This is a genomic window from Mucilaginibacter rubeus, assembly GCF_014643835.1.
Classification (GTDB): Bacteria; Bacteroidota; Bacteroidia; order Sphingobacteriales; family Sphingobacteriaceae; genus Mucilaginibacter; species Mucilaginibacter rubeus.
The window spans coordinates 162,509-185,863 of sequence record NZ_BMKD01000007.1 but is presented as its reverse complement, the minus strand read 5'-3'; the positions used below and the strand labels follow the sequence as shown (position 1 = coordinate 185,863).

At 43.1% G+C, this 23,355-nt stretch carries 21 protein-coding genes, 1 tRNA gene and 1 riboswitch; of the genes, 8 read left to right on the top strand and 14 right to left on the bottom strand.

Features of this window, described 5'->3' with window-relative positions:
- Positions 1–651: 651 nt before the first annotated feature.
- Positions 652–1,149 (bottom strand): hypothetical protein, encoded by a 498-nt coding sequence (locus tag IEX80_RS21640; RefSeq protein ID WP_188834113.1) that lies wholly within the window; start codon positions 1,147–1,149, stop codon positions 652–654.
- Between the two features lie 353 nt (positions 1,150–1,502).
- On the opposite strand from IEX80_RS21640, the gene IEX80_RS21635 reads away from it, so the two are divergent.
- Together IEX80_RS21635 and IEX80_RS21630 are read left to right on the top strand one after the other, a co-directional pair.
- Positions 1,503–2,444 (top strand): hypothetical protein, encoded by a 942-nt coding sequence (locus IEX80_RS21635; protein WP_188834112.1) that lies wholly within the window; start codon positions 1,503–1,505, stop codon positions 2,442–2,444.
- A gap of 286 nt (positions 2,445–2,730) precedes the next feature.
- The gene (locus IEX80_RS21630) at positions 2,731–4,569 is read left to right on the top strand and encodes a hypothetical protein (protein WP_188834111.1); all 1,839 of its coding nucleotides are present in this window, start codon (positions 2,731–2,733) and stop codon (positions 4,567–4,569) included.
- 60 nt (positions 4,570–4,629) lie between these two features.
- Here IEX80_RS21630 and IEX80_RS21625 read toward each other — a convergent pair whose 3' ends face one another.
- The 6 genes from IEX80_RS21625 to murQ all read right to left on the bottom strand — a co-directional run bounded on the left by IEX80_RS21625 (position 4,630) and on the right by murQ (position 13,120).
- On the bottom strand, positions 4,630–5,187 hold the full coding sequence (locus IEX80_RS21625) for a hypothetical protein (RefSeq protein ID WP_090533691.1): 558 nt from the start codon (positions 5,185–5,187) through the stop codon (positions 4,630–4,632).
- Positions 5,188–5,396: 209 nt separating this feature from the next.
- Positions 5,397–6,353, bottom strand: a complete 957-nt coding sequence (locus IEX80_RS21620; RefSeq protein WP_091173421.1) for a methylenetetrahydrofolate reductase — start codon at positions 6,351–6,353, stop codon at positions 5,397–5,399.
- Positions 6,354–6,580: 227 nt separating this feature from the next.
- Positions 6,581–10,285 carry a methionine synthase gene (metH, locus tag IEX80_RS21615; protein WP_188834110.1) on the bottom strand — a complete coding sequence of 1,235 codons (3,705 nt, stop codon included), beginning with the start codon at positions 10,283–10,285 and terminating at the stop codon, positions 6,581–6,583.
- 204 nt (positions 10,286–10,489) lie between these two features.
- A riboswitch (SAM riboswitch) is annotated at positions 10,490–10,599 on the bottom strand.
- 133 nt (positions 10,600–10,732) lie between these two features.
- The gene (locus IEX80_RS21610; RefSeq protein ID WP_176626581.1) at positions 10,733–11,464 is read right to left on the bottom strand and encodes a Bax inhibitor-1/YccA family protein; all 732 of its coding nucleotides are present in this window, start codon (positions 11,462–11,464) and stop codon (positions 10,733–10,735) included.
- A 177-nt stretch (positions 11,465–11,641) separates the two neighbouring features.
- Positions 11,642–12,208, bottom strand: coding sequence for a hypothetical protein (locus IEX80_RS21605; RefSeq protein WP_090533699.1), 567 nt, complete (start codon positions 12,206–12,208; stop codon positions 11,642–11,644).
- Positions 12,209–12,310: 102 nt separating this feature from the next.
- On the bottom strand, positions 12,311–13,120 hold the full coding sequence (murQ, locus tag IEX80_RS21600; protein ID WP_090533701.1) for an N-acetylmuramic acid 6-phosphate etherase: 810 nt from the start codon (positions 13,118–13,120) through the stop codon (positions 12,311–12,313).
- Positions 13,121–13,228: 108 nt separating this feature from the next.
- Here murQ and IEX80_RS21595 point away from each other — a divergent pair, with 108 nt between their 5' ends.
- Both IEX80_RS21595 and IEX80_RS21590 read left to right on the top strand, forming a co-directional pair.
- The gene (locus IEX80_RS21595; protein ID WP_188834109.1) at positions 13,229–14,815 is read left to right on the top strand and encodes a S41 family peptidase; all 1,587 of its coding nucleotides are present in this window, start codon (positions 13,229–13,231) and stop codon (positions 14,813–14,815) included.
- 114 nt (positions 14,816–14,929) lie between these two features.
- Positions 14,930–15,166, top strand: coding sequence for a DUF7660 family protein (locus IEX80_RS21590; RefSeq protein ID WP_188834108.1), 237 nt, complete (start codon positions 14,930–14,932; stop codon positions 15,164–15,166).
- A gap of 73 nt (positions 15,167–15,239) precedes the next feature.
- On the opposite strand, the gene IEX80_RS21585 is transcribed toward IEX80_RS21590, so the two are convergent.
- The 4 genes from IEX80_RS21585 to era all read right to left on the bottom strand — a co-directional run bounded on the left by IEX80_RS21585 (position 15,240) and on the right by era (position 19,558).
- Positions 15,240–16,184 carry an NAD(P)/FAD-dependent oxidoreductase gene (locus IEX80_RS21585; RefSeq protein WP_188834107.1) on the bottom strand — a complete coding sequence of 315 codons (945 nt, stop codon included), beginning with the start codon at positions 16,182–16,184 and terminating at the stop codon, positions 15,240–15,242.
- Positions 16,185–16,316: 132 nt separating this feature from the next.
- On the bottom strand, positions 16,317–16,988 hold the full coding sequence (locus IEX80_RS21580) for a hypothetical protein (protein ID WP_188834106.1): 672 nt from the start codon (positions 16,986–16,988) through the stop codon (positions 16,317–16,319).
- 231 nt (positions 16,989–17,219) lie between these two features.
- Positions 17,220–18,521 carry a ribosome biogenesis GTPase Der gene (gene der, locus IEX80_RS21575; RefSeq protein ID WP_090533709.1) on the bottom strand — a complete coding sequence of 434 codons (1,302 nt, stop codon included), beginning with the start codon at positions 18,519–18,521 and terminating at the stop codon, positions 17,220–17,222.
- 161 nt (positions 18,522–18,682) lie between these two features.
- Positions 18,683–19,558 carry a GTPase Era gene (gene era / locus IEX80_RS21570; RefSeq protein ID WP_090533711.1) on the bottom strand — a complete coding sequence of 292 codons (876 nt, stop codon included), beginning with the start codon at positions 19,556–19,558 and terminating at the stop codon, positions 18,683–18,685.
- 149 nt (positions 19,559–19,707) lie between these two features.
- Here era and IEX80_RS21565 point away from each other — a divergent pair.
- Positions 19,708–19,780: transfer RNA gene (locus IEX80_RS21565), tRNA-Met, on the top strand.
- A 271-nt stretch (positions 19,781–20,051) separates the two neighbouring features.
- Positions 20,052–20,441, top strand: a complete 390-nt coding sequence (locus IEX80_RS21560) for a hypothetical protein (RefSeq protein WP_188834105.1) — start codon at positions 20,052–20,054, stop codon at positions 20,439–20,441.
- Positions 20,442–20,581: 140 nt separating this feature from the next.
- On the opposite strand, the gene IEX80_RS21555 is transcribed toward IEX80_RS21560, so the two are convergent.
- Complete coding sequence (locus IEX80_RS21555) at positions 20,582–20,743, bottom strand: hypothetical protein (RefSeq protein WP_188834104.1); 162 nt, start codon at positions 20,741–20,743, stop codon at positions 20,582–20,584.
- A gap of 294 nt (positions 20,744–21,037) precedes the next feature.
- Here IEX80_RS21555 and IEX80_RS21550 point away from each other — a divergent pair, with 294 nt between their 5' ends.
- Positions 21,038–21,628, top strand: a complete 591-nt coding sequence (locus IEX80_RS21550) for a C40 family peptidase (RefSeq protein WP_188834103.1) — start codon at positions 21,038–21,040, stop codon at positions 21,626–21,628.
- Positions 21,629–21,826: 198 nt separating this feature from the next.
- On the opposite strand, the gene IEX80_RS21545 is transcribed toward IEX80_RS21550, so the two are convergent.
- Positions 21,827–22,240: a hypothetical protein gene (locus IEX80_RS21545; RefSeq protein WP_188834102.1), complete on the bottom strand. Its 414-nt coding sequence runs from the start codon at positions 22,238–22,240 to the stop codon at positions 21,827–21,829.
- Entirely contained in the window at positions 22,237–22,794 is a 558-nt protein-coding gene (locus tag IEX80_RS21540; RefSeq protein ID WP_090533720.1) for an RNA polymerase sigma factor, read from the bottom strand. Before IEX80_RS21540 ends, IEX80_RS21545 begins: the two co-directional genes overlap by 4 nt.
- 124 nt (positions 22,795–22,918) lie before the next feature.
- Here IEX80_RS21540 and IEX80_RS21535 point away from each other — a divergent pair, with 124 nt between their 5' ends.
- The gene (locus IEX80_RS21535; RefSeq protein WP_176626601.1) at positions 22,919–23,251 is read left to right on the top strand and encodes a DUF6249 domain-containing protein; all 333 of its coding nucleotides are present in this window, start codon (positions 22,919–22,921) and stop codon (positions 23,249–23,251) included.
- The last annotated feature ends 104 nt before the right edge of the window (positions 23,252–23,355 follow it).

The window sequence follows — 23,355 nt, the reverse complement described above, 5'->3', positions numbered from 1 at the left end:
ATAATGTTTTTTGTGGTTTACAAAGTAAACCTATCGAATATAATACGTTGGCGATGATATTAGAAATACTATTGATTATATAATAATTATGTTGATCTTCAGGAGGAATTTGGGTGAATATCATAAAAAGGAATATGTTAACTGCTGAATAAAACAATACGCCTGCATTTATCCAAAAAAGGCTTTGCTTTTCAATATTTATAAATGTCAGAGGGTTTAGTAACTGATAAAAATAAATCAATGAAAGTATAATAAGCAAAATGCTTAGAGCAGTATTTGATTCTGAGGGGTATTCGTAAAAGTTCCTATCATAAACCATCATTATTGTAAATGTTATAATGGAAAATATTATTGTGATTCGCTTTAGGATGAGTGTTAAAAAAAGTCTACAATAAATTATAGTAAAAAAAAACAAAGTAACTACAACATTGACATGGATAACCGGCATATTGTTCTTTGATCCCGTTTGTGTTAATATCCACATTATCGGGTCAAAAACTGATGAGATGATGAAGAATACAAATACAATTTTTAAGATATGATCTAATAATTTATAGTTATATAAGCCGGCAAATACAGGAAAAAAACCTGATGCACCTGAAATCAATACAAATATTAGATCAATTGGCATGTCCAAATAAACTTACATTATTAGTCGCTTGTTAATACGTTTTTGGGGCAACCCGTTGAGCCAGGGCATGGATAAGATTGATCACCGATAAAGTTGCTTTGATCTCCGTTTGATGTAGTTAATGAATAGCTTTTGAATGTAGTATTGACTTCTTGGGAAAGAAGATTAAGATTTGTATCTGGAAGAAGATCATCTCCAAGTTCATTAACTGCACTAATGATAAGGTGTTTCTCTCCATTTATGTTTCCGAATACTTTTAATATGAAGTTACTTAACGAAACACAAAGCTTTTGCCATCCGTTTAACCGGGTATCATTTGCATAATATATTCTAATGCCTTTGCTTCCTTCTAAGGTCAATAAATTATTAAGAATTTCCCTGCCAAAAAAATGTGATATTGTATCATTAGGATGCCGTTGGCGATAATTTTGGGTCCAGTTTGCTGCTTTGTTGAGTTCAATTGGTGCGCCTTCCTGGCCGGTAATGGGTGATAATGGTCTTTTTTCTCGTGTTTCCATAAAAATAATAGCGTGTAGGTTTTTTTTTGTATAAAACTAATACTAATAAGTATCTCTTTCAATGAGATGCCCCGCCATATAGGTTATGATAGGTTTTTGATTTGGTTTTATATTGTTGGTTGTTAGTTGATTACAAATTAGATGCGTTTTATTACCCGCGTATTATACGTATTTTTACGTATCAGAAACTGTAATCTTACGTGGCATGAAATTGCTGGTTATATAGGTCTTTTGCGCTTAAATAATCCTGTTTCTCAGGATGCAAAAAAGTTTTTAATATAATATCTAAATATGGATATTGTTTATTAAATTGCTTTTGATAATAATATCACAAAAACCTTAACCTCAATTTTATGAAACAAGAAATGCTAATTACACAGATCAGCCCTGATCAGGTAGGCGAGTTCATCAGCGAAAGCTTCTACTTAGAATTAACCGAAAATTTTCATCAGAAGTTCCCTACAGAAGTTAAGTCGGTAATGCTTAGCCGCTCAGCTGTTGAAACTGTTTTAAGCGGCGAAAACGTATCCGGTATCAAGTTTATGAACGGCCTTGAAGATGCCAATGATCCATCATCAAGAATGCTGGTACTGATCCCCTGTAATTACACAATAACAGCCAGCTTGCCTAACTCTATTATCAACCAGCATGGTTTTATGACTAACACTGGTGAAGTTATTTCATTAGAAAGGACATGGCAGGTATTATTTAATCATGTATTAAATTATAAGAAACTTGATCCTGTCATGGCTTATACCCAGATTAATCGCGGATCGTTTCTTGGCCGGGTACGTCTGATTGAAACGCTTGATGCTGTTGATTGTGATCAATTTATATATCACTTTGGCTATCTTATAGAAGAGAATTTGCTGTATAAGCCTGTTATACAGCCAGCCAACGGTGTCAAAATGTACACAGAGCAGGCTATGCCATGTCCAGGTACATCCGGTTGTCCGGCAGTCACCACATCAAATGATCCATGCGCCCTTACCCGTATTACAACTGCCATGTTAGGCACAGAAGCAGAAGGCCAGTTAAATACACTGCGCGCGTTCCGCGATAAAATACTAACCGATAAGTTTAGTGGTGTGGAAGTTGAGAAATATTACACCATTTCTGCATCGCTGCTGGAAGCTATTGACAAAACACCAAACCAAGGAGCAATATTTAAAGGCCTGTACGATAAATATATTGCTACTTCGCTTAACGCGATAACCCAAAATGATGAGGAAACTGCTTTTGTTCTGTTTCAGGAAGCTATGCAGCACCTTACTGAAACGTATCTGTATCAATAACAACCTAAAATGTGATTGCAAAGCGTCTTTCCTGCCCGGAAAGGCGCTTTCTTTTTTATACCGAAATTTCCCTTAAAACGTAATTCTACGTTTAGTTCATGTTGATGATACGTTTTAATATCGCGTACCACTACAGGCTACAATAGCGTACTGGCAACGTTGATTGCGCACCCGTTTTGCCCAAACTTTGACACAGCAAATGAGCTGGACATCAGCCTGCTTGCGGTGGAGTATGCTGAAAATCCAGTTTAAAGAGTAAGCCGGTACAAATACTAATCAAAAACTTATGAACTACATTATTAAAGGGAACCTTCGCGGTTTATTATGTTCAGACTGCGAACTGCCCGTTGCGGGTACATCGGTAAAAGTTTATCGCCCGTCCGATCAGCAAAATGAAACCCGGCTTGCTGTAGCCGATCCCAAACAAACATTTCACCAGGTAAATGATGATGAACTGAAAGCAAAAGAGCGGCTGTTCATTACCCAGGCCGATGTGCAGGAGAATGGCGATTTTACTATCGAAATTGACGGAGGTAAATCCGGCTATGAAGGCGGCAGCATTGATGTAGACTGGTATTGCGGCAATGTGCCTTTCAAAATTCCCCTGCCTAAAAAAGGCCCGGTGTTGCAATTCCATATTACCACACTGCAACCCTTGTATAAAAGCAGCCAGGAGAATGCTCAATATGCAAGATTTGATTATAAAATAGATTCTAAATGGTTTTGCCGGATCCTTACCCTGTTAGACATATGGGTAGTTTGCGGTTATGTAAACGATTGTGAAACCCAAAAGCCTATCCCCGGCGTTAAGGTTTTTGCCTATGATGTAGACCTGCTGCAGGACGACTATTTGGGCAACGCATATACCGATAACAGCGGTAAATTCACTATTGTATACCCCGGCGACAATTTTAGAAAAACCTTATTACCATGGCTCAATGTAGAATGGCCTGCCGGTCCGGACTATTATTTCAGGGTTGAAAGTTCATCTGGCACTGTACTGCTGGCCGAAGACCGTACCCGGGGCCGCCAGAACGACAGGCATAATGCCAACAACTGTTTCTGCGTAAAACTGTGCATTAAAGGCGGCGGCATCATTACCAGCGATATACCATGGTTTACCGCGGTTGGGAATTTCAGCATTACATCTGATATTGATGGCAGCGGTAAAACCCTTATGAGCAAATTTGGAGCGGGCGGCACAGGATACGGTTTCTTTGGTTCGGTTAAGCTGGGGGGCTACGCCACCAAGAAAGTGCCCACCGCGCCGGCCAGCCCACTTTATTACCGCTTTTTGTTTTCTACCGATAACTTGAACTTCAGCCCGGTAACTACCGCCCAGATGGAAGCTACAGCCTTAAAAGTTGCCACCCGGCAAATCACCTGGAATGGTACAACTGCCTTTCAGGATGTAGTGATCGATATCAATAAACCTGCTTCTGTGCCCGATAGCGTTCCTGCAGATAATTATCCTAATCCGATCCCGGATCATGTGCTGCACCCTGACGCCAATGGCTGGGTACGTGTTGATCAGCCTGCATTGGATAATGGTTTTTATGGATCGCTGTTTTATTTAAACACTACTACCATTATTGGAGGCGGCGATGCCAGCGCCGGGTTAACGCCTGGTTTAGCTGTGCCTGTGGCAGATCAGAAAAATGGCAGAATGTTATACATCCAATTTCAAACTACTGACGATCCGGCTAATGCCGCTTCGCCAAATCTCAACACCCAATCGCTTATTGGCAAAATCTATGTGAATAACTGGAACGAAGTAAGCTTGCTTAAACTGGAAGAGCTTTTTGCCGGCGGAGGCAGCGGCTGCACTCCGGTAAGCGGAACCGCCCATGCCGATTACACAGTTGATCATGAACTGATTGCCAGCTGGTCGCTGGGTGTATGGTCAAACGCTACGGGTACGGTCAGCGGTCTGCCCAGTGGCACAACTCCGCGCGGAGACGCTAAGAAATTTGACATGGCCTCGCCGTCACCATTTGTTTTAACTCCTCCTTTTAGCGCATGGCCCTCTTGCGCCTATAGCCTAACCCTGACAACCTATCGCAAATTAACCACCGGCGAAAGTAACGACTGGGGAAAAACGAACCAGGTTATCTTTTGCAAGTAACCTGCATGTGAACGGGGGAAGAGGGTGCCGTTGCATGTCGGCGCCCTCTCATTTTAACCGTTAAAATAATCTCAGGATGTACGAGGCCTCGTACAAAAGGAACACGATCACCAATGCCGCGTGAAAGTTGCGGTTCTCTACTTTAATGGCTATCATACATAATATAAAATGACTGATATTGCGGATTGGGTACTCGATGTTATAGTGATGTACATAGCTTGGCCCCTTTATTTCGGTATCTATGATATCAAGCAGATAGCTGGCCCCCAAAATGCTGAAGATCCATTTCCGGCGTGAGTAAAAGTAGTCTTTGTAGTCCTGATAGTCTTTTAAATCATCAGGATAGAGCAATGCACAGACGCTGTAATAAGTAACAATGTAGATAATGATGAAAAAGTACTCGGCAAAAAGCCAGTGCTTTATTTCGTGCAGGCTAATCTCCCACCACCAAAAGTGCAGCAGCAATATAAACACGTAAAGCGCCCACAGGTTATGCACCCAATAAGGTTTATCCCGGCCGGGGTGCTGAATTTGCTTGGCCGCCCCTTTAAGCAGGTGGGTAATGCTAAGCCCCAATGTAATGCTGATAACAGCCTTGATGTGACTAAAGGTATCCATAGGCAGTTTATTACTAAAATAAAAATAGCGTTTTATTTTTAGTAATACTGCTTTTATAAATATCAGTTACCCAATCATTCTCGTCATTGCGAGGTACGAAGCAATCCCCAATATACAGAGTAGCGATACAAGTTCGCCCTGTACAGTCGGGGGTTGCTTCGTGCCTCGCAATGACGCTTTGAGAAGGTTGTGTGCGACCTTAACGGCGATTAAAATATCGCTTCAGCAATACGTTTAGTAGGCCCGGCGTTGCTCATGGTATAAAAATGCAGCACTGGCGCGCCAAAGGCAATCAACTCTTTACATTGATTGATCATCCATTCAATACCTACTTCTTTAACATCCTTTTCGGTGGCGCAGGCATGGATGGCATCACTCAAATCTTCCGGGATATCAATATGGAATGTCTTTGACAGCGTAACCAATTGTTTTGATGATGTGATCGGTTTCAGCCCCGGAATAATAGGCACATTGATACCATTGGCCCGGCAGCCGTTTACAAACTCCTTGTATTTACCAATATCAAAAAACATCTGGGTTACAATGAACTGTGCACCCATTTCTACCTTTTGCTTCAGGTATTTAAAGTCGGTTTTAAGGTTCGGGGCTTCAAAATGCTTTTCGGGATAACCGGCTACGCCAATACAAAAGTTTGTTTTGGCTGTATTGCCATGGTCCTCATGCAAATAAATACCGTTGTTAAGGTTTACTACCTGCTGCAGCAAATCGGTAGCATAACAATGGCCATTAGGCGTAGGTACAAATGATGAATCGCCAAGGCGCGCATCGCCACGCAATACCAGTACGTTTTCGATACCTAAAAACTCTAATTCTATAAGGGCGTTCTCGGTTTCGTCTTTGGTAAAGCCGCCACAAAGCAGGTGGGGCACGGTATCAACCTTATACCTGTTCATGATAGCCGCGCAGATGGCAATAGTGCCCGGGCGTTTGCGGTACGATAATTTTTCGAGCAGGCCACTTGGGTGCTGCTTGTAAATAAAGTCCTCGCGCAGGGTAGTAACATCAATAAACGGAGGTTTAAACTCCATCAGCGGATCAATAGCATTATAAATGCCCTGGATGCTCTGCCCCTTTAAAGGCGGGATCAGTTCAAAAGAAAAAAGTGTTTTGCCGTTGGCGTTTGCTATATGTTCAGGTATTTTCATTTGACCCCTAACCCCCCTAAAGGGGGAATTTTTATTTAAGTTTTATAATTACAATTCAAGTTCCCCTCTCGAGAGGGGGCGCGGTGGATTTGTGTGTTGGCAGGGGTGTGTTATGCGGCGTTTATTATCGCTTTGTTAACACACCCTCCACCCCTCTCAAGAGGGGAACCGCACAAGCCCTCGCTTTGTCGTTTCTTCCCTTACTCCCCCTTTAGGGGGCAGGGGGGCTAATAATTAATATTCGGCCCTAGCCATCTTTCCACATCCTCCAATGGCATTTGTTTACGGATAGCATAATCCTCAACCTGATCCTTACTGATTTTACCCAAGCCGAAATATCTTGCCTGCGGATGTGCGAAGTAGAAACCGCTTACCGATGCGGCCGGCAGCATGGCCAGGCTTTCGGTTAGGTGCATGTTTGCGTTGTCTTCTGCTTTTAGTAATTCAAACAAGGTGGTTTTTTCGGTATGGTCCGGGCAGGCCGGATAACCCGGTGCCGGACGGATGCCCTGGTATTCTTCCTTAATAAGGTCGGCATTGCTTAGCTGTTCGCCTTTGGCATAGCCCCAGTATTCCTTACGTACCAACTCGTGCATTTTTTCGGCGAAGGCTTCGGCAAGGCGGTCGGCAAGGGCTTTGGCCATGATGCTGTTATAGTCGTCATGATCGGCCTCAAACTCAGCAACCAATTCATCACAACCCAAACCGGTTGTTACCGCAAAGCCGCCGAAGTAATCAGGCACACCGCTTTCTTTTGGCGCGATAAAATCCGACAATGCATAGTACGGATCGTTCTTTACCTTTTCGGCCTGCTGGCGTAAGGTATGGATGCGATTTAAAACTGTTGTGCGACTTTCATCGGTATATAATTCAATATCATCACCTACGGCATTGGCCGGCCAGAAACCTATCACGCCTTTCGCAGTGAACAGTTTCTCGTCAACAATACGTTTCATCAATACCTGCGCATCGTTAAATAGTTTTTTGGCTTCAACGCCTACAAACTTATCATCAAAGATCTTCGGATAGCTGCCGCGAAGTTCCCAGGTATGGAAAAATGGCGTCCAGTCGATATAAGGCAGCAACTCTTCCAGCGGGAAATTCTCAAATACTTTGGTGCCTGTAAATGCGGGTTTCGGCGCCACATCGCCATCCAGGCTAATCTGGAATTTACCAGCACGGGCTTCTTCGATAGTTACAAAACGCTTGTCCGATTTTTTGTTGGCATGTGCCTCACGGGCTTTGGCATATTCATCCTTAATGCCCTGGATATAGGCATCCCGGTTGTCCTTGCTCATTAGATTGCTGCAAACGGTAACGCTGCGCGAAGCGTCCAAAACGTGAATGGCAGCCCCGGAGTATTGCGGCGCCACTTTTACGGCTGCGTGAATGCGCGACGTTGTAGCACCACCAATGATTAGCGGGATGGTAAATCCTTCGCGCTCCATTTCTTTGGCAAAATGCACCATTTCATCAAGCGATGGGGTGATCAATCCGCTTAAGCCAATGATATCAACGTTTTGCTTTTTAGCCTCTTCAATAATGCGTTGCGCGGGCACCATCACCCCAAGGTCAATCACCTCAAAGTTGTTACAAGCCAGCACCACGCCAACTATATTTTTGCCGATATCATGTACATCGCCTTTTACGGTGGCCATTAACACCTTGCCGGCGTTGGCGCGCTGATCAGCATTTACGTTGTTCTTTTTTTCTTCCTCAATAAAAGGCAGCAGGTAAGCCACCGCCTTTTTCATCACACGGGCTGATTTTACCACTTGTGGTAAAAACATCTTGCCGGCACCGAACAAGTCGCCTACGATGTTCATACCATCCATCAACGGACCTTCAATAACCTCAAGTGGTTTGCTGTAGGCCTGGCGGGCTTCCTCCACATCGTCGTCAAGGTATTCAACAATGCCTTTTACCAGCGAGTGGGAGAGGCGCTCCTGAACGGTGCCTTTGCGCCATTCTTCGTCGCGTACAACTTCTTTTCCTTTGCTTTTGATGGTGTCGGCAAATTCCACCAGGCGCTCGGTAGCATCCGGGCGGCGGTTAAGGAGTACATCTTCTACAAGTTCCAAAAGGTTTTTCGGAATCTCCTCGTAAACCTCCAGCATGCCGGCGTTTACAATCCCCATATCCATACCGGCTTTAATGGCATGGTACAGGAATGCCGAGTGCATGGCCTCGCGCACGGTATTATTACCCCTGAACGAGAACGAAATGTTACTTACACCGCCGCTCACTTTAGCGTGCGGCAGGTTTTGCTTGATCCAGCGGGTGGCCTCAATAAAATCTACCGCGTAGTTATTATGTTCTTCCAGGCCGGTAGCAACTGTTAGGATGTTCGGATCGAAAATGATATCCTGCGGCGGAAAACCTACTTCGTTCACCAGGATCTCATATGATCGTTTGCAGATCTCGATACGACGTTCCAATGAATCAGCCTGACCGGTTTCGTCAAAGGCCATTACTACGGTGGCAGCACCATAGCTTAAGATTTTCCGGGCATGCTCTTTAAACTTTTCTTCACCCTCTTTCAGGGAGATGGAGTTCACGATACCTTTACCCTGTACGCATTTCAAACCGGCCTCGATCACTGTCCATTTGGATGAGTCGATCATAATAGGCAGTTTGGCTATATCCGGTTCAGAAGCAACCAGGTTCAGGAATTTTACCATCACAGCCTCCGAATCAATCATGCCCTCATCCATGTTAATATCGATGACCTGCGCGCCGCCTTCCACCTGTTGCAAGGCAACACTTAGAGCTGCCTCATAATCTTCGGCAAGGATCAATTTGGAAAACTTAGGGGAACCGGTAATGTTGGTGCGTTCGCCCACGTTTACAAAAATGCTTTCGGGTTTAATGGTGACCGCTTCCAGGCCGCTCAGGCGCATATCCGGCTCAATTTGAGGGATAGGGCGGGGCGGATATTTGGCAGCCTTATCGGCAATGCACTTAATATGCTCGGGTGTGGTACCGCAGCAGCCACCAACAATATTAACCAGGCCGGCTTTGATAAAATCATCAACCTGGTGAGCGGTTTCATGCGGAGTTTCGTCGTACTGGCCAAACTCGTTGGGTAAGCCGGCGTTTGGATAGGCCGAAATAAATACGCCTGCTTTTTCAGAAAGTTCGGCAAGGTGCGGGCGCATTTCCCGGGCACCCAAAGCGCAGTTTAGGCCTACCGATAGCAGGTTGGCATGGCTTATCGAGTTCCAGAAAGCTTCGACAGTTTGCCCGGAAAGGGTACGGCCTGAAGCATCGGTAATAGTACCTGAGATCATGATACCGCCCGAATCCCTGAAAGCAGGAAAATCCTTACCTGCAGCTTTACATTCCAGCTCATAACGTTTTATGGCGAAGAGGGCTGCTTTTGCATTCAGTGTATCAAAGATAGTTTCGACCAACAACAGGTGCGATCCTCCGTCAACCAAACCGCGTACCTGGTCATAGTAGGCCTCGGCCAGGTCATCAAAGGTAACGGCGCGATATCCGGGGTCGTTAACGTCTGGCGATAAGGAAGCAGTACGGTTGGTTGGGCCGATGGCACCGGCAACAAAACGCGGCTTTGCAGGGTTGCGCCGGGTATATTCGTCGGCTACCTCGCGGGCAATGCGTGCACCTTCGTAGCTTAGTTCATAGGCCAGTTCTTCCAGGTGATAATCGGCAAGGGAAATTACCTGTGTGCTGAAAGTGTTAGTTTCAATGATATCCGCACCGGCATCAAGATATTCGGCATGGATGGCTTTGATAATATCAGGGCGCGTGATATTGAGCAGGTCGTTATTGCCCTGCAGGTCGCTATGATGATCGCGAAAACGCTCGCCACGAAAATCCTTCTCGGTAAGCTGGTACCTTTGAATCATGGTACCCATTGCTCCGTCAATCACCAGGATGCGTTTCTGTAATTCTTTTCTAATGTCCATTTTTTGAGATGTGAGATATGAGATTTGAGACGTGAGATTTTAGCGGAGAGAACCTTGCTAAAACATCATGTCTTTCACCTCATATATCTGATAAAAAGACATTAAACAGGCGATTGAAAGAGCCGAAGCTATCTCAAATCTCACGTCTAATATCTCAAATCTAAATACAGCTTATCTCGAAAAGTCGGGTGTTGTTATGACTTTCGCTTATCTGTCCGGGCGCGTAATTGCTGCCTGGTAGAATGTAGCACCTTGTGAAGCACAGGTTGCTAAGACATCGCAGGGTCTAATCCCTCCGTCTTTCTCCATAAGCAGTGCAAAGTTGCGCAATAAAGTTATCATTTGCAAGTATATAACATACGCTAAATATCATGCCTAAGCCACATTGTTAAACAAAAAAAGCCGCCTTTTGCGGAGGCAGCTTTATGATTGAATTTCTTAATGAGATTATCTTCTTCTGCCGAATAAACGGAGGAGCATAAAAAACAGGTTGATCAGTGTGATGTACAATGTTAGCGCACCCATCAGGGCCAGTTTTTTCGAGCTTGCATCACCGTATTCAATACCTGCTCCAATGCGTTTTAACATTTGCATATAGTAGGCAGTTAAACCAGTAAATACAGCTATGCCTATGTAGCTGATGATGTAACTCATTTGTTCGCTGTGCATAAAGAAGTTAGCTAATGAAGCTACAAAAATCCCAATGAACAGGATGTACATGATTGAACCAAACTTTGTTAAATCCATCTGGGTAGTATAACCGGCAATGCCCATAATACCGAAAGTTACTGATGCGGTAATGAAAACACCCAATATTGATGCAGATGTGTAGATCAGAAATATCAAACTTAAGCTGATGCCAATAAGTGTTGCATAAGCTACGAAAAGCAGCACCAATACCGGATAAGAGATTCGGTTATAGCCAAATTGCATTACCAATGAAAACGCCAGTGGCGAAAACAGCGCAAAATAGCCAAAACCCGTAAGGCCGCCTGTTGGTGCAACGATCAGACTGATCAGGCCCATATTTAAAAATAGATAAACTGTTATTGCTGATACGCCAAGCGCAACGAACATCCAGCTGAAAACGCCGGCCATAAACCTGCGTGAAGCAACTTCTGATTGATCCCTAACTTCGATTACATTATCGAAGTTGTATTTAGATTCTTTAAATTCCATTTTGTGTTAAAAATTATAGTACGAATATATAAATAAAAGGTGAATACAGCATGAAGAAGCAAGACTGCAAGAATCAAGAGTCAAGAAACAGGAAAGTTTTCCGAAATGTCTTGTCTCTTGACTCTTGATTCTTGCAGTCTTGATTTCTGTTCTTCCTGCTTCTTGACTCTGTAACCCTCAATTCAAACGGCGCATCAACTGCTCTTCAACCTTTTTGAAAACCTGTATGGGTTTCAGGGTGCGCCAGCCAAGGCTATCGAGTTCGCCGCCAAAATTGATGTAATAGTCGATATTGCTGTGTTTAAATTCGTCTATCACGTGTTCGCGGAAGTTGATGCCTGCTATCCAGCCGTCTTCCACGTCCTGGAACCACTCTTCGTAATAGCAATCATCGCTTGAATGAAAGTTGAGTACGTTTTCGCCGATCAGGATAAAATGGCTGATGCCATTATCTATCATCAGGTCGAGCAGCTCACGCTTCAGCATCATAATGTCGTTGTTTATGGCGTCATTCCATTCACCTATCAGCTCAATAATAGTGTAGCCTTTATCATAATCGGCAAAAAGCACTTTTAAATAAAGGGTATTGGAGCCGAATGAGTCCCATTGCGGGTGCAGCAGGTAATTGTATACCTGCTTGTCAAATTCAAACTCGCTGTATTCTGTCGCGTAGAAAGGCGAAAACTCATCTTCTGATGCCACGTAATCGTCTCTCCAGCGGTAATATGGTTCAATATCGTGCATGTTTTTGATTTCAAATTGTCTGAACCCGAATTTTTTGAATTTGAGAATTTATCGAATACAAGCATCTTCAAATTTCCAAATCAACACATCTTCAAATTCAGTTTATTTTTTTAAATAATGATCAACAGCGCCTCGTACGCTGCCGTATTGTTTCAGTAACCCGGCTGCTTCTTCTTCGTTCAGCCCGGTTTCGTCCATTACCATGCGGGTGCCCCTGTTCACCAATTTGTGGTTGCTCAATTGCATATCAACCATCCTGTTCCCTTTTACGCGGCCAAGCTGGATCATTACGCTTGTGCTCAGCATATTTAAAACTAATTTTTGCGCCGTGCCTGCTTTCATGCGGGTTGACCCTGTTAAAAACTCAGGGCCTGTTACTACTTCAACCGGGTACTGTGCCACAGCCGCTACCGGACTGCCGCTGTTACAAACAATACAGCCGGTAACTAAATTATGCTCATTAGCTGTTTTTAAGCCGCCGATCACATACGGTGTAGTGCCCGAAGCGGCTATGCCAATAACCACGTCTTTATCATTAATGTCGAAAGCTTCCAGATCTTTCCAGGCCTGTACAGCATCGTCTTCAGCAAATTCTACCGCTTTGCGGATCGCGCCATCGCCGCCTGCTATCAAGCCCACCACCATATCAAACGGAACGCCGAATGTTGGCGGGCATTCCGAAGCATCAACCACGCCTAAACGGCCACTGGTACCGGCGCCTATGTAAAATAAACGTCCGCCGTTTTTCATCCTTTCTGCGGTGATAGTTGCCAGGGCTTCTATCTGTGGCAATGCCTTTTCCACAGCCAGCGGAACCGTTTTATCCTCGTTATTAATGTTTTCTAAAATTTCCCTTACGGTCTGTTTTTCGAGGTTTTTATAGTGCGATTCCCTTTCGGTGGTGGTTTCCATAGCCTATTTTCAAATAATTTATAACAAAATTCGGTAAAAATCATCAAATGCAAGGGTGCGGGTAAAAATTATTGACCCTGCAATTATTAACTTTGTGTGTAATAAGTTATGAAGAGGACCGCGGGTGTAATTTTCCGGACAATAATCCTGCTGCTGGTAGGGGTGATGATAGGCCAGGTGCTTAACAAGGATTTTGCCGCGCATAACCTTGGCTTCTCCTTTGTGAGCAATAGTAAAATAGCAAAGGTGTTGCAACTGGTTGACCGCAACTATGTTGACAGCGTTAATATCGATAGTATTGAAGGCGTGTCGGTAAATAACCTGCTTCAAAACCTTGATCCGCATTCGCTTTATTTACCGCAGCAGCAGGCGCAATCCATCAATGAACGGTTAGACGGTGGTTTTAACGGTATCGGTATCGAATACCAGTTACTTCGTGATACACTGATCATTACGCAGGTTTATGCCGGCGGTCCGGCCGAAAAAGCGGGCTTACTGGTGGGCAGTAAGGTGATCAATGTCGACGATAAAAAGTTTTCGGGCAGCAAGCTAACAGCCACCCGTATAAATAGTGTTTTCAGGGGCGAAAAGGATGCTGAAATAAAACTGAGTGTTGTGCCTCCGCTGAGCAAAGATTTAAAAATACTTACGGTTAAACGGGGGCATGTTGACCTGAGCAGTGTTGATGCTGCCTATATGGCCGATGCTAACACCGGCTATATCAAGATCAGCAAGTTTTCGGCCACTACCGACCTCGATTTCAGAAAGGCTTTAACGGCGCTAAAAGTTGACGGTATGAATAAATTGCTGCTCGACCTGAGAGGCAATGGCGGTGGGTACCTTAATGCTGCTACTTCATTAGCCGATGAGTTTTTAACTGATGGAAAGCTGATAGTTTATACCAAAGGGATTCACGAGCCCCGGACTGATTACTTTGCCACCGATTCGGGCATGTTTCAGAAAGGGAAACTTACCGTGCTTATTGATGAATATTCGGCCTCGGCCAGTGAGATTTTAGCAGGGGCCCTGCAGGACCTTGACAGGGCTACTATTGTTGGTCGACGATCATTTGGTAAAGGCCTGGTACAGCAGCAGTTTGCTTTTGACGATGGTTCGGCAGTTAATTTAACAGTGGCCAGGTACTATACCCCTTCGGGCCGCTCTATCCAGAAATCATACAAAAACGGGGTTGACAGTTATCGCAATGAACTTGCCCAGCGCATGCAAAAAGGTGAACTTTTTTCAGAACAAAGCAACCTTAACGATAGTGTTTTTAAAGGCACCCCATCATTCCATACTTCAAGCGGGCGTAAAGTTTTTAGCGGCGGAGGCATTATGCCCGATGTTTTTGTACCGGCGGATACCAGCAAATTCACCCCGCTTATCCAGGACCTGAGCCAGCAGCAATTATTTACCGCTTACGTTGTTGACCGCCAGCAGCAATTGCTTAAAAAATACCCGACTGAAGCTGAGTTTTTAACTCAATATGCTGTTAGTAATGACGAGGTCGATAAATTTATACTGTATGCCTCGCAAACCATTAAAGAAATGGATTCGCACGAAGTACAGATCTCCAGGGAGCCGATAAAAACAATCCTGAAAGCCCAGGCGGCCCGCTTTAAATGGGGTGATAACGCCTACTTTAAAGTGATCAACACCGATGATGTAACCTTTAAAAAAGGGTTGGAGCAGTAGATGATTTAAGCTCAAATAAAAAACATTTCAATAGGGTAGGGAATAAGTAGGGTGAGGATAAAAAGAAATCGTCCATACCTTGCAAAGAAACCAACTATCTTCAAGGCTTGATTTATGAAAAATTTAAACTCGAAAGATGATTTTGTACAATTCATGTCTTCATTGATCAATGACTTGAAAGATAACCCTGATAAATGGGAAAACAAGTCTTTGTTAGATTACCTTGAGGGAATCCAAAGTTGGACCGATGACATGGAAGGCTATTATCTGAATAACAACCTCCCAGTTCCCGAAAATGTAAATTGGGGCGTTTTTGCCGACATCCTCACTGCCGCGAGAGTTTACGAATAAGTATTTATTGGGTTGAAGTGCCCTGAAACTGGTGCTGGAAATTTTTTGTTGCGACCAATATACAGCGCTTTGCTTATTCATGGGAATGACAATCGCTTTTAATTTTATTCTTTTCCCACCAGAAAACCTCATTAATCAATTCCAAATTTGCCATAACGCCTGCCATGCCGCCGCTGTTAACCGCGTTGGCTATGGAGCGAATGCCTGAAGCACTGTCACCGGCGGCATAAACGCCGGGTACCGTTGTTTTTTGCTGTGCATCAACCTGGATATGGCCCTGATCGGTAAATGAGCAGCCTAATTGTAATGCAATATCACTGTGTTGCACAAATGGGAGCCTCGCATATAATGCCTTAAGTTTTATTTCGGAGCCGTTTTGCAAATGGATGGTAGTTATCTGGCCGTCATGATGATCAAACGCTGCTATTTCCCCCTCAATAATTTGTATATTATTATGACTGATAATGGATTGCTGATCTCCTGTCAAAGTTGATTTTCCGTTAGTGAACAGAATGAGATCTTTTGTCCAGTTTGAAATAAGTTTGGTCAGCTCAAAAGCCATTTCGCCGTTAGCAAATATGCCTGTAGGCTGATAACCGTATTCATAACCATGGCAATAGGGGCAATGAATAATCGATATTCCCCAGCATTCGGCGAAGCCGGGAATATCGGGCATTTGGTCTTTAATACCGGCAGCAAGGATAATTTTCTTTGCGCTGAATGTTTCACCGGATATTGTACTAACCTCAAAGCCCTTAGTTATTGGTGTACATTGAGTGGCCTCACTATGGAGCAGCGTGATAGTTGGGTATTTTAAAGTTTGTTCGCGGGCAATAGTCAAAATCTCGTGTGGAGTTTGACCATCGCGAGTAAAAAAATTGTGTGAGTGTGGCGTTTGGCGGTTGCAGGGCAAGCCACTATCAATAATTAATACTTTACGCATGGCACGGCCCAAAGCCATGCCTGCAGATAAACCGGCGCTGCTGCCGCCGATAATGATCACATCAAAATCCTTCATATGATATTGCGGTTAATTATGGATAAAGGTAAATGACAAAAACACAAAATGCAACCATGTTGCATTTTGTGTTTTTAAACTGACAAAGTAGAATGGCCGGCTGGCTAAAGAAATGCCAATTGCGCCGGTATTTTATTTTTTATTGGTTTTGTTCAGTGTTAATAATCCGTTGAAATAGGATAATAGTTTTCGGTTATCATCCTGAATGTAGGCCACCGGATAATCGTAATTCATAAAAGTAACCTTCCAAACTTTGGCAAAATGAGGCTGGTCAGGCGTATCCGGCGTTAGGTTGTAATACCCGAACTCCGCATTAAGGCATGATGATTCATTAACGCGGTTATCAATGGTATAGCCATCTTTTTTAAAAGCATCAATAAAAATTTTACGTATTTGGGGCAGCGGAGCCGTTGCCGTAGTATTCAGGCTAAGTGTGCCATAGCGCCGACCAATGGTAGTTGCGAAAACTTCGTTCCTGAAATGATAGCCTATTCCCGAATTAAAGATGGGCAAACCTTTGCTTTCTTCATAAGCTATAACATGCTGGTAGATATTAAGCGGGCCATTATTGCTTATGCTATCGTTTAAAATAACTCTATATATCACCAGGCCGTTAACCGGGATATTATTTTTTTGCAGGAGCGTAATAGCCGCTGCCAGTTCAACTTTATTGCTGTCGCTGTAATCACGTTTAACGCGATTGATGCAGCCATTATCTTCTCCGCCGGCAGCTGATAGCTCACCTTTTTTGCATGCCGTAAAAGCAGCCAGTACTATTAGTACTAAACAGTAAAACTTTTTCATGAAGTGTAAAGTATTGAGGTTTAGTGGTATTACGGAGCGGGAGATGGAAACGTAACAACGAGGGGGTAAAAAACGTCATTGCGAGGAACGAAGCAATCGCGGACTAAGCAGGGCGTACCTTCAAATAGGAGATTGCTTCGTGCCTCGCAATGACGCGGTGGTGAAACTTTGTAAGTCTGGATTTGATAGATCAAATTCAAGGTAATCCTCAAATCCTAAAAATCAAGGTTCTTACTTCTGCCTGAACCATACCTGCACCGGGGCGCCCGAAAAATCAAAATTTTCGCGGAGCTTATTTTCGATAAACCTATAATAAGGCTCCTTTACGTATTGCGGCAAATTGCAGAAAAAGGCAAACATTGGCGAAGTGCCGGCAATTTGGGTAATGTATTTTATTTTAACGTATTTACCTTTTATTGATGGCGGAGGATAGTTTTCGATGATAGGCAGCATCACCTCGTTCAGTTTGGAAGTCGGGATTTTACGTGCGCGGTTTTGGTAAACCTGGTTGGCTACGTCTAACACCTTTAGTACCCTTTGCTTTTCGGTAACAGAAGTAAATACAATAGGCACATCGCTAAAGGGAGCAATTTTATCGCGGATCTGCTCTTCAAATACTTTGACGGTTTTATTGTTCTTCTCAATCAAATCCCATTTGTTTACCACAATCATCACGCCTTTTTTGTTCTTTTCGGCCAGGTGGAAGATATTGATGTCCTGCGATTCAAAGCCTTCAACAGCATCAATCATCAGGATAATTACATCGGCTTCTTCCAGCGCTTTGATGGTGCGCATTACCGAGTAAAACTCAATGTTTTCTTTAACCTTGGTTTTTTTACGCATCCCGGCAGTATCTATCAGCATAAAATCATGACCATACTGGTTATAATGGATATGGATAGAGTCGCGGGTGGTACCGGCAATAGGGGTAACAATGTTACGGTCCTTACCGATAAGTGCGTTAATGATAGATGATTTACCCACATTAGGGCGACCGACAATGGCATATCTAGGGCGGGTGTTTTCTTCAAGTACTTCGTCTTCAAAGTGTTTTACCACTTCGTCGAGCAGTTCGCCGGTACCTGAGCCGGTCATTGATGAAATGCTGTAGATTTCGCCAAGGCCGAAGCTGTAAAACACCATGGCATCGGCAACCTGGTTGTTATTGTCCAGCTTGTTCACTACCACAAAAACAGGTTTGTTGCTTTTGCGCAGGCGGTTGGCAATCTCATCGTCCAGATCGGTGATGCCGGTTGTAACATCAACAACAAAAAGGATCACTGAAGCTTCCTCAATGGCAATATCAACCTGTTCGCGAATGGCGGTTTCAAAAACATCGTCGGAATTGGCTACATAGCCGCCTGTATCAATAACGGTAAAATTGTGGTTAAGCCACTCGGCAACGCCGTAATGCCTGTCGCGCGTGACACCGCTAAAGTCATCAACAATGGCCTTGCGGCTTTCGGTTAAACGGTTATATAATGTTGATTTGCCTACGTTGGGCCTGCCCACAATGGCTACTATGTTACTCATGCTTTTTTATTAAGAGTCAGGATGCAAGAAATCAAGATTCAGGAATACAAATCTATCTAACTTAACAAATGCTTCTACGAAATTTTTAATTTTTATTAATGATAAATCAAGATGTTGGATTATCCTGCATCTTGATTCTAAAAGTCTTGATTCTGTTCTTTCTATTCGTACCCGAATTGTTTGAGGTAATTCTTTTTGGTACGCCAGTCGGGGATCACTTTTACAAACATTTCCAAGAAAACCTTTTGCTGAAAAAAGTCTTCCATGGCGCGGCGGGCATAGGTGCCGGTAATTTTTAACATTTCGCCGCCCTTGCCTATGATGATGTTCTTTTGCGATTCGCGTTCCACAATAATCTCGGCGCTGATGCGGTAAAGCTTTTCGCCCTCAATAAAGGCGGTTACAATAACCTCGGTGCTGTACGGAATTTCTTTCTTGTATTGCTTAAACACCTGTTCGCGGATCATTTCTGAAGCGAAGAAGCGGTCGTTACGGTCAGTTAACGCATCTTTTTCGTAATAAGCGGCATGCTCCGGCAGGTTTTCGATCACGAAATCCATAATGGCCTTGATGTTGTGGCCATGCAGTGCCGATATGGCGAAGATGGCTTTAGGGTTTAATTTTTCCTGCCAAAATTCAACTTTCTTTTTTACGGTTTCTTCATCGCTTTGGTCAATTTTGTTGATGAGTACGGCAAGAGGCGCTGATGAACGCTCCAATTTTTTAAGAACGTCTGCTTCATCATATTCCTCATAAATGTCGGTAACCAGCAAAATAAGGTCGGCATCAACAATAGAGCCGTCAACCTGGTGCATCATGCTTTCGTGCAGGGCGTAGTGCGGTTTGATAACACCAGGGGTGTCCGAAAACACGATCTGGTAGTTTTCGTCATTCACAATACCCAAAATGCGGTGGCGTGTAGTCTGCGCTTTAGGGGTGATGATGGACATTTTTTCGCCCACTAGCGCGTTCATAAGGGTTGATTTCCCTGCGTTGGGTTTACCTATTATACTTACAAAACCTGCCTGATGAGCCATAAAAAAATAATTAAAAATATATTTGGACTGCAAAGAAACGAATTATATCTTTGCAGTCCAATTAAAACGGAGTGCAAATTTGCATTTTGATAATTGGAAGCACCTTTCCGGGGTTATGGCCGGATCTCAAATATATAGCACAAATACAGTGCGGGATGGAGCAGTTGGTAGCTCGTCGGGCTCATAACCCGAAGGTCGTAGGTTCGAGTCCTGCTCCCGCTACGAAGAAAATGAAAAGCCTTGAATCGAAAGATTTGAGGCTTTTTATTTGAAAAACAAGTTTACGCGCTGACCTGCCTTTTTTCAAGGGTTGTTAATAATTTTACCACAGATTATTTTATTTAACGATTAATTTAGGAGATAAAAGGATTCTGGTTGCGTTAATTACAATCCCTGTTTAACGAAAAACTCTCCGGTTAATTTTAAACGACCAATTGATATTGACGGGGAATTTGGAATAGAAAATTGCACTCAGTTTTTATAATTTTAAGGCATGAAAAAAAATGTGGTTTTGATATTTATAATATTTCTTTCTCAATCTATTTGGGCGCAGTCTTATAAATTACCGGCCATCACAACAGCATTCGCAGATTCCTTAAAGAATCAGATCACCAAAATTATTCCGAAAGGCTATACAATCAGGCTTTCATACCGAAGCGAAGTTTCAACTGAGGGAAAACTATTGAAACCATTGATAACAAGGCAATTTTCGGAGGAATCATTTGACAACAATGCTATAATCCAAAAATTGAGGTCCTTAATAAAGGAAGCACCCGCATGGAATCCAGCCAGGGATGCATCAAATAATGCCATTCCTTCTATGGCGTTATTTGATGTAGAGATAAATAAAAGCAATATATCTATAATTAATAAGACCCAATAATGTTGGAATGTATCCCTTGAGCAATAGCATTCATTTCCAAAATTCGTCACCGGGTTAGCCATTGCCGCCTTTATTGCCCGGAAACCCATTGTTGCCATTGCAATAATTATTGCAGTTATTCCGCCGGCAGCAAATAGTAGTCAGCTAATGTTGATGCGATAAACATAAGATTGCAGCCATTGATGCATTTTTTTGAACAAATAAACGATGCTGGCGGCAGTGGCACCAAGCACTTTTGTGATGCTGACCTCTTTTATCCTTTGTACGGTCATGAACGAGGCTACGCCATATAATCTAAACAAGTAATGGAATACCGGTTTTAAAATGTTGTCGTTTTTGGGCTTTAGTTAAGGGCTTTACTGCTCAATTAGCATACAGGCGAGTTGAACTTAGTCTCACGGGGATTGTAAATGATGTTTTTAACATCTGTTATTTAACACCCATTTTACGTTTTGATGAAGTAAATGAAATAATAGTATTAGCCCCCTGCCGTCTTTTTTACATTTTGATTACTATCCGTGGAAATTTTTACTTATCATTACAACATGCATGTTGTAATTGGTTCCAAACTCCTCCTTGTAGCTTGTTTATCACTTATGAAGCCGGCAAAGCCTGCCGTACTTCACGCATCAAAAAAACATAAAGCAAATAAAACGGTAAAATTGCATAGCCATGCGAGGTTGAGGCATCATTATGCCGAAGTTGAGGCCAATTATGAAACTGGCGAAACCACACCCGACGAGCTGGTTGAATTTGCCCAAACCCTGAAAGGCATCAGGTATCGGTATGGTTCAAGCAACCCGGAAAAAGGTTTTGATTGCTCGGGTTTTGTTAATTATGTTTTTACTCATTTCGGCATCTCTATTCCCCGCAGTTCATCGGATTTTGCGCCGGTTAAGGGGATTGATATTAAAGACGCCAAATTTGGCGATCTGATTTTGTTTACCGGAACCCGCAGTCACAATTACCACAGTGCAGGGCATATTGGTATTGTGATATCACAACCTGGTGAACCATTGGTGTTTATCCATTCTACATCGGGTGATGAAAATGGCGTTACTGAAACCGCCATGAATGATCGTTACCAGCGCAGGTATATTAAAACCATCCGTGTGTTTAAGGAAGAGCCTCAACCACAGGAAGAGGACGAAGATGCTGTTCCTGATACGTTAGAAGAAGCCCGTTAATCTTAATGTAGAGACGCATCACATGCGTCTCCCGTTTGCAGGTTGCAAAACATGTAAGCCCGCTCTGCGCATTGTGAGATGTGTAACCCCTGTTGTGTTTTATTTAATTGATTATCAGTTACTTGATAGTTTGTTTCTGAATTTGTGTTAACCCTGTTAACCCCCATCCGCAATGATGATCTCTACGTTTCCCAGTTCTTAATAACTCCTGTTTACCAATCTCTGATCAATAAAAAGATAGCCCACAAATCCTGCAACCAGTGTTAATAACAGCCATTTAAAGCTGATCGTAGCATTTAGAAACATATCGCCACTTTCGGGACTGATAGCAGAAAGCAGGCCGTAAGCCAGCGTTAATCCCGCAGCAAAGATACCCAACGCCAGCAGGTTAAAGCGCAGATCGTTTTTACGGTTGATTTGCTCCTGCAGTTTTCTCCTAACGTTAGCGGCAAAACTCATAGGCAGGCCTTCTTTTGGCTCGGTACCCAGTGCGGTAAATAAGTTTTGATAAGCGAGCAGGTCGTTCTTATCTTCTTCCGAAAGTGTTTTGTTATCCGGAACCAAGCCGCTGTTCAATAGTTCCTGTAATTCGTCGTCATCCAGCTCTTTCATATATTTTCTTTCTTAAGGTCTTTTTCAATTTTCTCTTTCAATAATTTCCGCGCCCTGAAAAGATGGCTTTTCACTGTTCCTTCCGGGATACCCGTGATCTCTTCGATCTCAGCACATGAAAACTCATTTAGGTGGTATAGCGTTAACACTGTTTTATATTGATGCGGCATTTGCTCAATAAGCAGGTTAACATAAGCTGCGGTATTTTTTTTTATCAGTTCCTGTTCGGGGTTTTCATCTGTAAAATGATAATTATCAATATTTTCTGGATATTCGGCAGGGGGATTGTTCTTGTTCTTTTTTAAATAGTTTACAGCGGTTAAGTAGGCTATACGTGCTATCCAGGTTGATAGTTTCGACTGAAACTCAAACCGGTGCAGGTTTTGGTGGATCTTAATGAAAACTTCCTGGCATATATCCTCCTTGTTTTGCTGGTCTTGCACCAACCGGTTTATCACAAAGAAAACCAGCTTTTCGTATTGCTTTACCAGCAGTTCAAAAGCCCGGAGATCTTTATTTAATATTCTGGATACAACCTCGTGTTCATTAAACATATTACAGTAGTCAATATATAAGGTTTAGCGGTTGCAAAAAAGGATTAAAAAAATATTTAAAATAATTGCAACCGCGGTACCGCATGTGTTGACTACTGTAGCAAATACTTAAACAAACAAGATCATGAAACAGTTAATGCCATTCATCGTAATCATAATATTCTTTATACTGATTGCTATATTCATACTTGCCCTTTATAATTACATGCTGAAAAAACGCATTATTAAATCGGGGCCGCTGGATGAGAACAGCGTGAAATTTCTCGCCCAGTTAAACTCAGGCAACGAAGCCTTAAAATGGGGGCTCATCCTCCTTTGCGCCGGTATAGGTTTTATAGTAATGCAATTCATCCCCTACAGTGCCGAAGATTCGCCCGTTCCTTACGGAGTTGAAATGATCTTTATCTCAGCCGGCTTTCTAATCTATTACCTGCTGCTTCGCCGCCGTAAGGATTAAATAATCAGCCTGATTTATTGTACTAAGCGGGTGGTTTAATCGCCTGTACCATCAAATTTTACAGAGAGAAATTCTCTCCGGGAATCCTTTTGCCTAAAAAATCA